This window comes from Xenorhabdus miraniensis (assembly GCF_002632615.1).
Genome location: NZ_NITZ01000003.1, coordinates 353,319 through 370,531 on the forward strand (window position 1 = coordinate 353,319; position 17,213 = coordinate 370,531).

The window sequence follows — 17,213 nt, forward strand, 5'->3', positions numbered from 1 at the left end:
AAGGATATAGATATGCAATTAAAAGAGTCGAAATACGGCTGGACGAAACTTATGCACGCTAAAGATTTCGAATGGAAAATTATTCCATCCGATACTGTAAACGGTAGTCAAGCGTCCATAAAAACCTGTATTTCACGTAAGTCCGAAGGCGTGATATTCGAGTATTGTAATATCGAAAGCCTTCCTGGGTTCTTTTTCTCCCACGTTTTCAAAACACCAAATAATATTGCTGTAACGTTTGAAGATGAAGCTCTCAGTTATAACGAATTAGCAAACATCGGGCTTCATTTGGCAAATTACCTGCGTTACTTGGGGTGTTCACCAGACGATCGCGTTGGCCTGTTTACAGATCCTTCGCTTGAACAAATGATTGGAATTTGGGGTATTATTTTTTCAGGAAGCGCATATTTACCTTTAACACCCGGATATCCGCCTGAACGGCTAGGTTTCATGATTGAAAATGCTTCTATTAAAATTATTTTCACCCAAGAAAAGTTAAAGAGTGAGCTTGCAAAGTTCATTTCAGAAGAAACCAAGATAATTACACTTGAGGATGTGTATGATTTTTCAATATCGAAAGGTCATATGGCATCAGTGCCTACAGTAATTAAGCTTAATCCCGAGAATCTTGCCTATATTGTTTATACTTCCGGCAGCACAGGAAAACCCAAAGGTGTATTGATTGAACATCGCAGCGTAATTAATCAAATGCGTTGGCTTATGAGAATGGGATATCTGGGAGCCGATAAGACAATAATTCATAAAGCATCCATCAGTTTTGATGCTGCGCAGTGGGAAATGTTGTCAATATGTAGTGGCACTAAATTGGTTATAAGTAATTTCGGGGTTGATAAAAATGTATTCGATCTGATCGATAAAATTGTTTCTAATAAAGTGACATTACTACAATGCGTACCTACTCTTTTGCAGGCACTTGTCAATAAGCCACAATTTTCTGAATGTACCTCGTTGACGCATATTCTATGTGGAGCGGAAAGCTTAACCAAGAAACTTGTACAGCAATGTTTTGATGTGTTGCCAAATTGTATGCTGGTTAATTTATATGGGCCATCAGAATGTACATGTAATGCTTCTTTCTATGAAGTTACTCAAGCGAACCTACATGTTGATGAAAATGCCGGAGTTCCTATTGGCATCCCAGTCGATAATACCAAATTCTATATCTTAGATGATGCGGGTTTACCGGTCCCTGACGGAAACATTGGGGAAATATGCGTCTCAGGTGTACAAGTCGCTCGCGGATATCTCAATCGAAGCGATTTAACCCGTGAGCGTTTTATCGAATATCCTATTGGGAATAATTCCGAACCTATCAGGGTATATAGAACGGGTGATCTTGCGTATTTAGGCAGTGAAGGGGTCTATCATTTTGTTGGAAGGAGTGATACTCAGGTAAAAATAAAGGGAGTGAGGATCGAGCTTGAAGAAGTCAAAATTGTTCTGGAAAGCCTCGATCTGGTAGAAAGTGCAGCAGTTTTGGTTAATGAAGGGCAACATGGGGGCAAGTATCTGGCAGCCTGCATACAAATTAGCGCCAATGAGAGTACGTTTATATTGCAGGAAAAAACGAGTAGAGATGAACTGGTTTCATGCTTCAAGCAAAAACTAAGTGAGTTGATTCCAGATTATATGATCCCAAGTGTTTTTGTTTTTGTTGATTCGATGCCGCATACAGTTAATGGAAAGATTGACATGCGAAAAATAAAAACACTTATAGATGAACGTGATGCCGAAGAATTTATCATTCCAAGGACCCCAACTGAGGAAGCTATTCTTGAAATATGGAAAAGTACTTTAGGGATTGAAACTATCTCTGTCACTGATGATTTCTTTGAGCTAGGTGGTAATTCGCTGAATGCTGTTGATACCATCTCGTCAATCAATATGCGCTTCAATGTTAAGTTGCCGTTTCATATTATTTTTACTGCCTCAAGAATTGAGGAAATCGCAGGAATTATTGACCAAGGACTTACTAAAAAATCTTCTCGATTGGTTTGTCTGCAATCTTCGGGGATGAAAACTCCGATATTTTGCTGGCCAGGATTGGGAGGATATCCCATGAGCTTAAGAATATTAGCCGAAAAAATGGCAAGAGAACGGCCGTTTTATGGAATACAGGCATTCGGAATCAATGAAGATGAGACTCCTTATAGCTCACTTAAAGAAATGGTATCTGCCGATATTGCGGAAATACGTAACATTCAGAAAGAAGGGCCGTACTATCTCTGGGGGTATTCATTTGGAAGTCATTTGGCTTTTGAAGCGGCTTTTCAGCTTGAGGCAATGGGAGAAAAAGTGGAGAAGGTTGTCTTGCTTGCTCCCGGCATGTTGAAAGGATTACTCACAACAAATCCATCTGACGAATACAATAATAAGGAGTTAATTGCTCTGCTCTTTACAGTTTTTTCACGCAATGTTGATGATCCTGATTTGCACGCGTGTCTGGAAGCATCCAGTGATGAAGCTAGCTTTGTTGAATTTGTCTGTCAGAAATATTCAATCGCTAATCCTGATCTGGTCAGGCGAATCTCTAAAGTGGTAATCGAGTCGCGGAGAATTTCACGCGAACTCAGTCGTAAAGCCCAAAAATTTATAGCTGCCCCGACATACATTTTTAGTGCGCTTAACGATGAGCTTTCTATCTTTGAGAAGAATGCAGATTGTTTCCGGGGAGGGGTTGAAATTATAAAACTCGATGTCACTCATTTTGATTTCTTGGTGGAACCCGGCATTAATAATCTTGTGTCACTCATGACCAAACATGTTCCTTCGCTGTGAGCGAATGGAAGTCTTTTATCGCTGGATAAACATACATGATGTTTCTCTTAGAAAATAAGGTAAAAAAATGAGAAACATCATCCCAATGGGATAATTTTTTCCCATTAGGAGCCAGCCATCAGACTGACCCGATATCGCGATATGATATATGAAGAGTTTCTTAAACGCTTTAGCAATCCCCATTTTCAAAGAGTAAATGGGTTTACCCAGAGTATTTACTGTCTGCTTTTTCAGGTATGGCAGATAATATAGTCACTCGAAAGCGCTTCTTTCAGGCTGCTGAAACATTGGTAGGTTGCAGTGCAACATAAAATTTTGCTTATATTTAAACCAATTAACAATAATATCAACCTGTTTTTCATATTCCCCCCAATCATAAATTACTTATGCATTGAAAATCCCTAGCCTTACCGTTGGGCTTTGTGCTACATCTTGAAATTTTCATAATTAAATAATTTACTCCAGATTAAATAAGAAACATTTAACCTAATAAAGAATAAAATAAGTTCACGAATCTAAAATTAAATCTAATATATTTTATATAAATCAATATCTGAGTATAAAAAAAACTTCATAAAAAAAATACACATCAAATGCTTAAATTGTAGTGTATGATAATTTTTATCAACAAAAAGTCTTTTCCTTTATAAAAAGTTTTCCCAGACAAAGATTAATCAAAAAAGAACCAATTATTAATATTATTCAATATGTTAAAAAAACATAAAATTAATTTAAAATAATTGCATGCGTATTTATTTCTTTATGTGTAATTTTCAGATTGGAATATATATTTTGCTAATTTGACTTATTTCTGATGAGTATGTAAAAAGGTTTTTGCGAACATGTTATCGCTGAACAGACAATATTTATTTAAAATAATACAGATATATTGGAGGTTATATGAGTAATTATATCAAATCTGGTGTTCGTCCCGACGCAATGAAATCAGGGGTTCGTCCCGATGCAATGAAAACTGGTGTTCGTCCCGATGCAATGAAAACTGGTGTTCGCCCTGATTCAAATATTTAAAATAGTAGTAGTGTAAGCCAGCAATTATGCTGGCTTATTCTCAAATTTTAATCTTCTTAAAAAGAAAAAGGTAAAACAATGAAAATTAATTTCCACGAAAAAATTTGGGAAGGGTTTGAAGAAAAAACAAATCATGGTAAATCCCCTTTTCTCTTTAAATCAATATTGCCTTTGAATGAAGGATTTTCTAATCATGAAACTGTTCAACAAGCATTTTATAATTTGCGTATAAAATCAAATTTACAAAAAACTGATTGTCGCTTGCGTATTTATGATGGTGAAAAACGTCGTGATGACCTTGTAGAGCAATTATTTTCTGAAGAAATATTACCCAATGAAACAGTTGTAAACTTTATGCAACGTTTAACAGGAAAAGAACGTTTCAGCTTAGTGATTAATAATCTTGAACAATCCAATTCAAAATTAGCTGCTGATTTCGGACTATTTGCACAATCTTTCTTTGCATATAAAGGTTTTCCTATTGGAGGAATTGAACAAGCAGCGTTTTGTGGTAATTATTCAGGGACAGCCTTTGGAATACATGAAGGTTTTGAACATGCCTTTTTGTGTCATTTAGGCCCAGGGATTAAATATTTTTACTGTTGGTCAAGAGAGTTATATTTAGAAATAGCAAATTCACGCGAACCAACATTCTCCGAATCAGAAATTTATGATAAATTAATGGAGAAAGGTACTCTTTATACCCTTGAGCCAGGAGATGCTCTTTATCTACCCGCATCTGTCTATCATGTTGGTCGTCAAGATGAATATTCTGTATCTATTGCATTGCCATTCTATACTTATCCATTATCTCGCTTCATGGCTATAAAGATTATTCCAACTCTTAGCGAGCAATCATTATCGTTTGATCAAGAGGGAATGTCAGAATTAACTCCATTCGATAATGGTCAATTTATAACCAAATCACTTGCTAACCTTTTAACAGAAACAATGAGTAAGTGGACTCAGCAAGATTTACCTAAATTTATGAAATATTATTGGCATAGACTGCGTAGTAATGGTGGCTGGGAATTACCTTCTAGCATAAGCGAAAATCTATTAAAGGAGCCTAATCAAAAAAACAAATTAGCTATTCCCATTAACTCTCAAGTATCTCTACAGTCTCCATTTATTATTAGTTATGAGCATGGATTAGATTGTGAAAATAATGAAATTCGCGTATTTATTGCAACAAAAAGTGTGATATTACCTGCAAGTAAAGAAGTTTTAGATATTTTGTCAAGTCTTAGCAATCATCATACAATTACAGTACTCTCAGGATTAACTCATAATATACTAGAAAAATTATCTTGTACTGGTGGACTAGCTTTAAATTAACTTTGAGGAGACATGAATATGTATAGAAATTTTCCTGCATTGGTAGATGATTACCTAATAAAAAATACTTCCACTGGAAAGTTACTTAATTGCATTATTAGAGAAGGAAAAGAAAAAATTGATGGAAGTGAACTCATCGATAGACACTTTGATCCTATGATTTTAACTCTTTACAATCAAATTAAGGAGCTAATAAATCCTTTAAATCTTGATGAGAATGAAGCGAAATTATATATAGGCGAGCTTTCTATTTTTGCTCGCTACAATTCTACAATGCTCTTAAGAGCAGCTGATAATGTTCGCGGCTTTTGTCCCGAACTAGCACAAGAATTAACACGTAACTTTTTAGAGGAAGGTGGTGAGCGAGGAAAACTGCCAGCACACTACGTTGTTTTTAGTGGAGCATTACTGGCAGATTTAGATTTTCGAATCAATGGTTGGATGCCACGAGTTTCTTCAACTCGTACTCTTATTTCTTTAATCGACATACTCACTTGGTCCCATTGCCCCTCAACATTGTTAGGAATGTATTATGCAACTGAAGCTGTTGCAATTTCGGAAACTTTACTTTTGCAAGATATCACCAATCGCCTAGGACAAATTACGGGGAGAGGAACAGGAGATTCATTGCCAAAACTTGACTTTTATTACCGGATGCACTTGGATGAAACACATAGCGCAGCAACTAACAATGTTGCTGTAGAACGTGGTCACCAAGATGGTATTGCCAAATTTATCAGGGATGCGAATTTATTCCATTTTCAGCAACCTCAGATTGTGGATGGCTTTCTTCAGATGCTCACTCCTTTCGTTGATCAATGGGTTGAAATTCATCATTTAATTTTAAAAAATCGCTTCAACAATCAGTAATTTTCCTAGGTGAATGTAATGAAAAAAAATGAATACTCTGGTGGTTGTCTTTGTGGACATATTCGATTTGTAGTTACAGGGGAGGCTGGTAATCCGCACACATGTTCCTGTTCCATGTGCCAACAACATTCAGGTTCACTGACCCTATGCTGGGTTGAATTTCCTAAAGATGCAGTGCAGTGGAGTGGACCTGGAGGAGTACCCTCATTATTTCGCTCTTCTGACTATTCTAGCCGCGCATTTTGCTCACAATGTGGAAGCTCTCTGGGAGCCATAGACGATGGTCCTACTATCGGCTTATTACTTGGCAATTTTGATAGCAAAAGCAAAAAAAATCTTCGTCCTACTGCTCATTCTTTTAAATCATCCCGTCCACGTTGGTGGTCGATAATCATCGAACCTTAATAGAGAGAATCAGTCAAATGTTGAATTCACCCATTTTGTATAAGGCAGAGTTAATTCGCCGCATACGTACTTTCCTTGATTCCCAAAACTTTATTGAAATTATGACACCGGTCATGCGTCGTTATGCTGGTGATGATTCCCGCCCACGACTCTCTCTTCACAATGGAAGCTGGTTAAGAGAATCCTCGGCGTTTGCTCTTCGTTTTAATATCCAATTCCATGACAGTATCTACGAGATAGGTCCTAGTTTTAGACCCGACGCAGTAGATAATACACATTTGCCAGAATTCACAATGCTTGATTTATATAAAAAAGACTCTACTCTTGATGAAATGCTTAAGCTTGCTAAATTAATAATAGAAATGTTTTATAAAGGGAAAGTTAGTGTATTTTCATTTGCAAAGCATCTTAATCAACAATTTTCTATTGATTTTTTTGAAGACCCTAAAGCTTCCTTAAAACTCATTAATTGTTTAAGGAAAATATACTGTGATACAGCCAGCCCACCTTTGACGTTAGTTGACCGTTATATTGTTGAAAATATTGAACCATTATCTCAGCGATGTTGCATGATAGTAACCGATTTTCCTTTACTTACTGAAATACGCGCAAAAAAAAGAACAGAAACAACAGGAATTGTGGAACGCTTTGAAATTTTGATAGATGGAATAGAAATTGTTCATGGTTATACTGACGAAGATAATGTAGAGCTTTTTGAAAGTCAGGCTAGAGAGCTTAATATGTTTGGATCTGAAGATTCAGTAATATGCTCAATGATAAAAGATAATAAATTATCTTCGTCTAGTTCTGGATTTGCAATTGGCATAGAAAGATTATGTCAAGTAGCACAAGGAGAAAAACAAATATCGATATACTCCCCCTCTCGTCCATTTTCTCCTTTTTAATTTATAATTAACAAAACGCTTATCGGGAAAAATAATGGTCACACTCAACGAATGGTTAATTATGGCCTTTTATATCGCTTTAATTTTAATTACTCCAGGCCCAACAAATACATTGTTATTATCAGCCGGATTACAGAGAGGATTAAACAAATCATTCCATTTTATTTTTGCAGAGGCAATAGGATATATACTAGCTATTTCAATATGGGGTTTCTTTTTATTATCTTTAGAAAAAATATTTCCTTATATATATCAGATTGCTAAGTTATTATCTTCTATTTATGTATTGTGGTTGGCCTCTAAGTTATGGATGCTAAGTTTAAAAATGGATTACTTAACATCCAAAAGCTCTAGCTTAGTAAAGACTTTTTCAGGAAAGCATACAAATTTCGTTGATATAACAATAGCAACACTATTGAACCCTAAAGCGATATTATTCGTAAGCACCATTATTCCGATAAGCGCATTTAACTCTATAAATATATTTTTATCTTCAATTGTTATTTTTTTGACGATTTTAATACCAATAGGAGTATTATGGATATTTTTAGGAAATATAGTTCACTCTAATAAATACTTACGTAAGTATATTGGAGTTTTTCTGCGCATAGCATCTACTATACTCATCTTATTTTCCTTTTTGCTAGTTTATTCAGGTATAGCAAAAGCTGAAAACTCATTAACCTTATATAATTGGCAGAGTTACACTAGCCCAGAGTTACTTAAAAAATTTAAACAAGAATATAATATTGATATATTATTACTGGAGTACAAATCAAATGAGGAAGCGTTGGATGGTGTTAAAAATGGAAAAATTGATGCAGACATTGTCGTTGTTTCTGATAATTTTTTACCTCATTGGATAACAGCGGGGCTATTAAAACCTATTAATGTTAATTCATTGAGTAACTCCAAAAATATCACCGCTTCTTGGCAAAAGCCTTCCTCTGATATTAAGAGAAACTATGGTATTCCTTGGTCTTGGGGTATTGTTGGTATTGCCGTACATACTGATACTTTTAATGGTGATGCCAATACATGGAAAATTATATTAGAGCCACCAAAAGAACTATCTGGAACTATTAATGTAGGTTCAGATATGAATGAACTAATTTATGCAGCCATTCGTTATCATGGTGGAAAAATATGTGATTCACACCCTGAATTACTAGAAAAAGTTAGAAATACTTTACTTAAAGCAAAAAAACATTGGGCAGCAATGGATTATGGTAGTGTGTATATGATGGCTTCAGGGAAGTTTAAAGCGAGTATAGACTGGAATGGTGCAGCAATGCGCCAACGTAAAATTAACCCTCATATTCAGTTTAGTTTCCCTCGTGAGGGGACATTGATCTTTCGTGATAATCTAGTCATCCTCAAAAAATCAAAAAATTATGAAAGTGCCAAATTATTTTTGAATTTTATCATGCAACCTGAGAATGCAGCCCTAAATTCTGCTTTTCATGGATATGATAGTGCAATAGAAGGCGCTAATACTTATTTACCTTCATGGATGCAAAATGCGCCTGAGCTCAACATTCCTGAGCAAGTCTTAAGAAACTCAGATTATTCAATTAATTGTCCTTTTTTTGCCCGTGAAAAATATACTGATATCTGGCAACAACTTTTAGAAAAATAATGATTTTTCATAAAATAAAAATTTTACTTCCAAATAAACAATAAAATCATAACCACCCGTATAACGGGTGGTTTGCTCTTGCCCTATAAGGGCTTGTTACCGACTGCGCCTAAATGACGCTGCTTTCTCTTCGTTCAAGCTAAGTGTCTTTGCTGCTTTGGCCTACCCCTTGAAGGGGTCTACATGCTCTTTACTACTCAATTTATCCGAGATTAAATCCGACTGTTCTTGCTCTCTGATAGACTTTTGAATTGTCGCTTCATTTAGCCCTACCGTACTGACATAGAACCCTTCCGCCCAAAACTTTCTGTTGCCAAATTTATATTTTAAATTGGCGTGTCTATCAAAGATCATCAACGAACTTTTACCCTTCAAATATCCCATAAAGCTTGAAACGCTTAGCTTTGGTGGAATACTCACCAACATATGAACATGATCTGGCATGAGATGACCTTCGATTATTTCCACACCTTTATACTTACAAAGGTCTCTGAGGATCTCTCCCACACTTGAACGAATATTATTAAAAATCACTTTCCGTCTATATTTCGGCGAAAAGACGATAGGGTATTTACACAGCCACTTTGTATGCGCTGAGCTTTGTGCTTTAATGCCCATAAACACCTTTCCTTATTTGAGTTACGAATATTAGCTTGAACATCTATATCGTAACGGAAAGGTGTTTTTCTTGGTATAACCTTTGAACTCCACCCGCAAAGCGGGTGGTTTTATGTTTAAGACGCTAACGCGACTTAAACTGGCTAAAGCCATAATTAAAGGCGTTACCGAAGGTAACGCCTTAGATCAGTAACAAATGCAGAAGCATTTTTCATAGCAGCAATTATTAATGTACCATCAGTGTAGTGTTGAGGTGGCTTAGTTTCCAATTGATTAAGTTCTCCACTTTTTACCTCACACACTTCTCTCTGAGATAACGCAGGTAATCTTTTCGTGAAGTCGGCATCATCAGTTTTTTTCTTCTTCCAAATTTGAGGATAACAGTTTCCATCCTTTAATAACCTCAACATTACCTTTAGAAATAAACAATTTCCCTCCTATATCAAAAGAGATAGTTTCTATATCTGAAATTTATTATTCTTCCAAATTTCAATTATTTGAATTTAAGAGAAGAAAGAATACAAAATAAACGAATTTTAACCCTTGCGTAATAAAAAACAAACTATATTAAAGAGACTTATAGTTTATTGAATGAACTGCTTCTAATTAAATTTATTAATAAGAGGGGGATAAGATGAAAATTTATAGATATTACTATTATGGAAAGATAACTTACTCTCAGAATTTATCTTTATATGAAAAAAATAATCCAGTATATAATTATTCTAGTATGTTATTACTAACGTTTATTATCACATATTACCGCTATATTATCTATTAGAAAATATAGTTACCTTTAATTCCTAAATCCAAGGCCATCATTATCTTTGTTTCCGATAATTTTTCTTGTTAGATCATAACAACACTTTATTTTTTTGCTCACTGAAAATCGGGAAAAAACCTCTAACTCAATAATAGAGTCATCCATTTTATTCGCTTTAATCATATGATGTGTATGAACATTTTCACCATTTTCAGCAATAAATAAAATAGTTACATTCAAGTCAGTTAAAGGCTTTCTTAATAGCTTTATATGAGAAATGAAATCATTAAAGGATATTTAATTAACGCTTACTACTTGAAAATAATCATTTGAGAAAAAACTCTAATACTTGAGGTTTCCAAATCATTATTTTCAAGTATATATTTCAAAGCATTTACTACAATATTAGAACAGGACACTGTATACCCCCATGAAAAAACAGCATCTGATGTTATAGATTGTAGTATCAAATCTAAAGTGCTCGCCGCAGTCTTTGGCTGAGGTACCGCAGCGGAGAGGGGAACGAACAGCCAAAATGAGGAAGCGGAATTTCACCAATTGCTAAGTAGTTACTATCGATCACTTTCATCTGGGCAATGATAACCGTCTAGATCGTAATATCCGTGTTTCAAAGGCTCTATATCAGGCGTTTTAGATAAGACAAACGCTATAATAAAAATAACATTGCTATTATGGCTATGGTGGTGATGATGCTTAAGATAAGTGCCGTCATTACACGCCTTAATTTAATTTTTTCTCTTACTTACTTTTGTAACCTGCGTCACCTGACTCTCAACCCAACCATCCTGCAATCGTGTTTTCACCATATCACCCGCTTTTACCTGCTTAACCTGTTTCAGCAACTTTCCATCAGGTGTTTCACTAATGCTGTAACCACGGTTTAATGTTGCCAACGGGCTCACGGCTTCCATCCGTGAACAGGAAATGACAAACTTTTCCCGACAACGTCCTAATTGTCGTTCAATGGCCTGTTGCAAACGAAAATCAAGTTGTTGGATCGATTGATTATAATGGCGGATTTTCCGTTCGGGATTGGTTTGTAACAGTCTCTGGTTCAACTTCTCATATGAAATTGAATTTTGTTTCAGGTAACGCAATAAACTATCAATCAACTTTTGGCGCAATGCAGCCAAATGATTTTGTTGCCGCGCCAAACGCAAATCAGGGCGCTGTTGTTGAAGCCGATGGGACAACATATTAAACACGCGTTGTTTTTGGGCAAAGAAATAATCCATCGCCATTTCAAGGCGTTGTTGTAAGGATTGAATTTGCCTCAATAACTCTATCTGATTACGACTAACCAGCTCTGCTGCCGCAGAAGGTGTAGGGGCGCGTAAATCAGCAACAAAATCCGCAATTGTCACATCCGTTTCGTGCCCGACAGCGCTAACAATCGGAATACGGCTTTGGAATATCGCACGTGCAACTTGCTCATCATTGAAGCACCACAAATCTTCCAGTGATCCTCCGCCACGTCCGACAATCAGAACATCACATTCTTGTCGCGCATTTGCCAGTTCGATTGCGCGAATAATCTGTAATGGCGCTTCGGCTCCCTGAACTGCGGTGGGATAAATTACAATGGGCAAGGAAGGATCACGCCGTTTCAGTATATTCAGAATATCGTGCAATGCAGCGCCACTTGCCGAGGTGATGACACCGAGCCGCTTTGCCGGTGAAGGCAGGGTTTTTTTATGGGTTTGATCAAATAGGCCTTCTGCGGTGAGCTTTTGCTTCAACATTTCAAACTGTTGTTGTAGCAATCCATCTCCGGCAGGCTGAATACTCTCGACAATCAGTTGATAGTCGCCCCGAGGTTCGTACAGTGTGATTTGTGCCCGTACCAACACTTGCTGACCATTTTGTGGACGAAATGTTGCCCTCAGATTGCTGCTTCGAAACATGGCGGCACGAATTTGTGCTCGTTCATCTTTTAATGTGAAATACCAATGTCCTGACGATGGCTGAGAAAAATTGGACATTTCGGCAGTTAGCCAAATTCTGCCCATTTCCAGCTCCAATAGCTGACGAACTGTCTGATTCAGACGGCTAACAGAAAAAATTCCGGTATTGGTTGGTAGTGACATGTGAGCTAGATCAAATTTTAAAACAAGGACTTAATTAAACGATATTAATCTCCTTACCTGACTAATCAAGAATTTTTTTCAAAAAATGCTGGAGGCAACCGATTTCGGCCTGTATAATGCCGCGGCAATATTTTATCCCTCTTATTGCTCCATAGCCTGGTGAGATATTGCCCATGTTACGAATTAAAAAAGAAGCATTAACTTTTGACGATGTTTTGTTGGTTCCTGCCCATTCTACAGTCCTGCCAAACACAGCAGATCTGTCCACTCAATTAACTTCTACCATTCGCCTGAACGTTCCTATGCTTTCCGCTGCTATGGATACCGTGACGGAATCTTCACTGGCAATTGCACTGGCACAGGAAGGGGGCATTGGCTTCATTCATAAAAATATGTCAATCGAGCGTCAGGCTGAAGAAGTCAGCCGCGTGAAGAAACACGAAAGCGGTGTTGTTACCGATCCTGTTACTGTAACGCCACAAACGACTCTGCGTGAAGTCCATGAATTGACTGAACGTAATGGTTTCGCCGGTTATCCGGTGGTCACCGAAGAGAATGAATTGGTGGGTATCATTACTGGTCGTGATGTCCGTTTTGTTACCGATTTAGATCAGCCGGTAACTGCGGTGATGACGCCGAAAGCGCGTCTGGTGACAGTAAAAGAAGGCGAATCCCGTGAAGTTGTTTTGCAGAAAATGCACGAACAACGTGTTGAGAAGGCATTGGTTGTTGATGATAACTTCCATCTGCTCGGCATGATTACGGTGAAAGATTTCCAGAAAGCAGAGCGTAAACCAAACGCATGTAAAGATGAACAAGGTCGTTTGCGTGTTGGCGCTGCGGTTGGCGCAGGTGCCGGCAATGAAGAACGTGTTGATGCACTGGTCGCGGCGGGTGTAGATGTGCTGCTTATCGACTCTTCTCACGGTCATTCGGAAGGTGTTTTACAACGTATTCGTGAAACCCGCGCTAAATACCCTGATCTACAAATTATCGGCGGTAACGTAGCCACCGGAGAAGGTGCTAAGGCGCTGGTGGAAGCAGGCGTGAATGCGGTTAAAGTAGGTATCGGTCCTGGCTCTATTTGTACAACCCGTATCGTAACGGGTGTGGGGGTTCCTCAAATCACTGCAATTGCAGATGCAGTTGAAGCATTGGAAGGCACGGGTATTCCTGTTATTGCAGATGGTGGTATCCGCTTCTCTGGTGATATCGCCAAAGCGATCGCGGCAGGTGCATCGTGTGTGATGGTCGGTTCAATGCTGGCTGGTACAGAAGAATCTCCGGGTGAAATCGAACTTTATCAAGGTCGTTCATTCAAATCCTACCGTGGTATGGGTTCCTTGGGCGCGATGTCCAAAGGCTCTTCTGATCGTTACTTCCAGACTGATAACGCAGCAGACAAACTTGTGCCGGAAGGCATTGAAGGCCGCGTGGCTTATAAAGGTCTGCTGAAAAGTATCGTGCACCAGCAAATGGGTGGCCTGCGTTCCTGTATGGGCCTGACTGGTTGTGCAACCATTAATGAACTGAGAACTAAAGCAGAATTTGTTCGTATCAGTGGTGCAGGTATTCAGGAAAGCCACGTTCATGACGTGACGATTACCAAAGAATCACCAAACTATCGTTTAGGTCTGTAATCTATTCAGGGTGGCCCGCAATCGGGCCACTGACTTTTTAAACTTTTAATTGCCACTTGTTTTGGAATTCACCTCAAATGACAACTAATATCCATCAGCATCGTATTCTGATCCTTGATTTTGGTTCGCAATACACTCAGCTTATTGCACGCCGCATTCGTGAAATTGGTGTTTATTGTGAACTTTGGACATGGAATGTCACTGAAGAGCAAATCCGCGAATTTAACCCGAATGGTATTATCCTTTCTGGTGGACCGGAGAGTACAACTGAGCACGATAGCCCACGTGCGCCGGAATATGTTTTCAATGCAGGTGTACCAGTATTGGGTGTCTGTTATGGCATGCAAACGATGTCCATGCAGTTGGGTGGTCAGGTTTCCAACTCTAATGAGCGTGAATTTGGTTATGCTCAGGTTGAAATTAAGCAGGATTGTGAATTATTCCGCGATATTCAAGATGCACTGAGTGAAGCCGGTAAACCTCTGCTGGATGTATGGATGAGCCATGGCGACAAAGTGACTGCTATTCCGGCTGATTTCACGACTATTGCCAGCACAGATTCTTGCCCGTTTGCTATCATGGCCAATGATGAAAAACGTTTTTATGGTGTGCAATTCCACCCAGAAGTGACTCACACTCATCAGGGTTTGAATATCCTGAAACGCTTCGTACTGGATATCTGTCAATGTGAAGCGCTGTGGACACCGGCTTCTATCATTGACGATATCGTAGAACGTCTGCGTGCGCAGATTGGTGATGATCAGGTTATTCTGGCCCTGTCTGGCGGTGTGGATTCTTCCGTCACCGCACTGTTGCTGAACCGTGCAATTGGTAAGCGCCTGACTTGTGTTTTTGTAGACAACGGCTTGCTGCGCTTGAACGAAGCAGATCAAGTGATGGAAATGTTCGCCGGTAAATTTGACCTGAACATCGTTCATGTTAAAGCAGAAGATCGCTTCTTGTCTGCGTTGGCGGGAATTAATGATCCAGAAGCCAAACGTAAAACCATTGGTCACGTCTTTATTGATGTGTTTGATGAAGAAGCTTCGAAACAAACTCAAGTTAAATGGCTGGCACAGGGCACGATTTACCCGGACGTTATCGAATCTGCGGCATCTGCAACGGGCAATGCCCATGTGATTAAGTCTCACCACAACGTGGGTGGCTTGCCGGAAGATATGAAACTGGGTCTGGTTGAACCATTAAAAGAGCTGTTCAAAGACGAAGTTCGTCGTATCGGTCTGGAATTAGGACTGCCATATGAGATGTTATATCGCCATCCATTCCCGGGTCCGGGCCTTGGTGTTCGCGTATTAGGCGAAGTGAAGAAAGAGTACTGTGACTTACTGCGCCGTGCTGATGCTATTTTTATCGAAGAACTGCATAAAGCCGATCTGTACCATAAAGTGAGTCAGGCATTTACCGTATTCCTGCCAGTCCGTTCTGTAGGCGTTATGGGTGATGGTCGTAAATACGACTGGGTTGTTTCCCTGCGTGCGGTAGAAACCATTGACTTTATGACTGCTCACTGGGCACATTTGCCATATGATTTCTTGGGTCGTGTATCGAACAGGATCATTAATGAAGTCGCTGGTATTTCGCGGGTGGTCTATGATATTAGCGGTAAGCCACCAGCGACGATTGAATGGGAATGATTTAACGTCTCCCCAAGCCCCACCAAATTGTCATGATTTTCTAATTAACGCCCTGATTTCAGGGCGTTTTTTCTCTGTGTTTCACCAAATTCCCGCATTCGTGTACATTCGTGTTTATATTGATACTGCCAAATGGTATCCAATAAGTTGGTATGTTCCATGATTCGAAATGGTCAGGAGATCCTGATGATCTATTCATTGGTGAGCGATGATATTACGGTGAAATGGCGTAATAGTTTTGCTGCATTTCTCAATTTCCCTACATTCGCTAACGTAAAGAAGTCATCTATAATTTAATCTCCACCAGTGCTAAATAAGGAAGCTTTCATGGCTATGCTGAAAGAGAGACAGCTTATGATTATTCGAGCTATGAGTGATCAAAATCGCTTAATGCAACCTATCAGTGAAGAGAAATTTCAGTTCCTTGGGGAGACGCTTGGATGGGATCAATTAGCTGACGACATAAACTACTTAATAAAAATTGGGCTGGTTAATCATGATGCAATCCTTTTTGATATTGATGGTGGTTATGATTTTAATCCAGAAGCAATGACGCTTACCTCTGCGGGTGTTGATTACGTTAATACGGACATAATAGGTAATGAAATTAATACGGTTATTATCAATATCCATAAAAATACACTGGAACAGATTGAAACAATAATTAATGCTGCGAACCTGTCTGATATTGAAAAGAAAACCCTTTTACAGTTAGTGAAAGAGAAAGGTACAGAATTTGTGGTTGGTAAGTGCGTAGATACCTTATTTACTCATACTGATCTGGCTACTGCTGTGCTTTCAAAGGTAGTAAAAAGAGCTTTTTGATTCTCGTTGATAAGCCGGACTCCCGGCTTAAACTCTCACAATCTTTTCTATAAATTAACCCGAATTCTGCTTAAGCCATCACTGGAAGATCTTCTTCTGAGTAGAAAACTTTAAGTGATGGTTTTTTCAATTTAAGGCAGTAAGCAATGACTGCCCCTAAAACAGTCAAGAGAAATCCTTTTATACTTCGATGGCGCGAATGTTCTATTTGAGACAAGGTTTTTAATTGCCCATTAATCGTTTCAATGATAAAACGCCTTGATAACATTATCTTATCCCACTCAGCTTGCAGGCGGGCTTTCATGTTTCGGCGCTTTTGGGTGATGAAAGTGACACCGGTTTTACCTAAATCGTCGGCCAGTTCCTGACTGAGATAACCTTTATCGCCGTACAGAGAACCCGTTAATCCTGTTGTTAATTCGCGCACAGGTTCCCGATCATCGACATTACCGGCAGTGACTTTAAGCGCCAAAATTTCCCCCTGATGATTGACAACCAGGTGTAATTTGAAACCGTAAAACCATATATGGACGCCCCCGGTTGTGCAAGCATTGAGTCGATACGGTTTGCTACCATATATCCGGCGTCATAAAGGACTTATTTGCCCGCGCCATGATGT

General features: G+C 38.6%; 13 protein-coding genes. 10 read left to right on the forward strand and 3 right to left on the reverse strand.

Annotation, left to right across the window (positions count from 1 at the left end; translation table 11 throughout):
- Window positions 1–12: 12 nt before the first annotated feature.
- The 7 genes from Xmir_RS05025 (at window position 13) to Xmir_RS05050 (ending at window position 8,985) form a co-directional block, all read left to right on the forward strand.
- Window positions 13–2,799, forward strand: coding sequence for a non-ribosomal peptide synthetase family protein (locus tag Xmir_RS05025; protein WP_099113315.1), 2,787 nt, complete (start codon window positions 13–15; stop codon window positions 2,797–2,799).
- 900 nt (window positions 2,800–3,699) lie between these two features.
- Window positions 3,700–3,828 carry a hypothetical protein gene (locus Xmir_RS30010; RefSeq protein WP_279627201.1) on the forward strand — a complete coding sequence of 43 codons (129 nt, stop codon included), beginning with the start codon at window positions 3,700–3,702 and terminating at the stop codon, window positions 3,826–3,828.
- A 78-nt stretch (window positions 3,829–3,906) separates the two neighbouring features.
- Window positions 3,907–5,166 carry a cupin domain-containing protein gene (locus tag Xmir_RS05030; RefSeq protein WP_145956866.1) on the forward strand — a complete coding sequence of 420 codons (1,260 nt, stop codon included), beginning with the start codon at window positions 3,907–3,909 and terminating at the stop codon, window positions 5,164–5,166.
- A gap of 18 nt (window positions 5,167–5,184) precedes the next feature.
- On the forward strand, window positions 5,185–6,036 hold the full coding sequence (locus Xmir_RS05035; RefSeq protein WP_099113316.1) for a DUF3865 domain-containing protein: 852 nt from the start codon (window positions 5,185–5,187) through the stop codon (window positions 6,034–6,036).
- Window positions 6,037–6,054: 18 nt separating this feature from the next.
- Entirely contained in the window at window positions 6,055–6,441 is a 387-nt protein-coding gene (locus Xmir_RS05040) for a GFA family protein (protein WP_099113317.1), read from the forward strand.
- 17 nt (window positions 6,442–6,458) lie between these two features.
- Window positions 6,459–7,346: an amino acid--tRNA ligase-related protein gene (locus Xmir_RS05045; RefSeq protein ID WP_099113318.1), complete on the forward strand. Its 888-nt coding sequence runs from the start codon at window positions 6,459–6,461 to the stop codon at window positions 7,344–7,346.
- Window positions 7,347–7,380: 34 nt separating this feature from the next.
- Window positions 7,381–8,985, forward strand: a complete 1,605-nt coding sequence (locus tag Xmir_RS05050) for an extracellular solute-binding protein (protein WP_099113319.1) — start codon at window positions 7,381–7,383, stop codon at window positions 8,983–8,985.
- Between the two features lie 162 nt (window positions 8,986–9,147).
- Here Xmir_RS05050 and tnpA read toward each other — a convergent pair whose 3' ends face one another.
- Window positions 9,148–9,603 (reverse strand): IS200/IS605 family transposase, encoded by a 456-nt coding sequence (gene tnpA, locus Xmir_RS05055; protein WP_099113320.1) that lies wholly within the window; start codon window positions 9,601–9,603, stop codon window positions 9,148–9,150.
- A 1,509-nt stretch (window positions 9,604–11,112) separates the two neighbouring features.
- A complete protein-coding gene (gene xseA, locus Xmir_RS05065) occupies window positions 11,113–12,474 on the reverse strand; it encodes an exodeoxyribonuclease VII large subunit (protein WP_099113322.1) in 1,362 nt (453 codons plus the stop codon).
- A gap of 173 nt (window positions 12,475–12,647) precedes the next feature.
- Here xseA and guaB point away from each other — a divergent pair, with 173 nt between their 5' ends.
- From guaB to Xmir_RS05080, 3 genes are all read left to right on the forward strand, one after another.
- Window positions 12,648–14,114: an IMP dehydrogenase gene (gene guaB / locus Xmir_RS05070; RefSeq protein ID WP_099113323.1), complete on the forward strand. Its 1,467-nt coding sequence runs from the start codon at window positions 12,648–12,650 to the stop codon at window positions 14,112–14,114.
- 77 nt (window positions 14,115–14,191) lie between these two features.
- Entirely contained in the window at window positions 14,192–15,769 is a 1,578-nt protein-coding gene (gene guaA, locus Xmir_RS05075; RefSeq protein ID WP_099113324.1) for a glutamine-hydrolyzing GMP synthase, read from the forward strand.
- Window positions 15,770–16,096: 327 nt separating this feature from the next.
- Window positions 16,097–16,594 carry a hypothetical protein gene (locus tag Xmir_RS05080; RefSeq protein ID WP_099113325.1) on the forward strand — a complete coding sequence of 166 codons (498 nt, stop codon included), beginning with the start codon at window positions 16,097–16,099 and terminating at the stop codon, window positions 16,592–16,594.
- A 70-nt stretch (window positions 16,595–16,664) separates the two neighbouring features.
- Here Xmir_RS05080 and Xmir_RS05085 read toward each other — a convergent pair whose 3' ends face one another.
- Window positions 16,665–17,174 (reverse strand): IS982 family transposase, encoded by a 510-nt coding sequence (locus Xmir_RS05085; protein WP_339373865.1) that lies wholly within the window; start codon window positions 17,172–17,174, stop codon window positions 16,665–16,667.
- Between the last annotated feature and the right edge of the window lie 39 nt (window positions 17,175–17,213).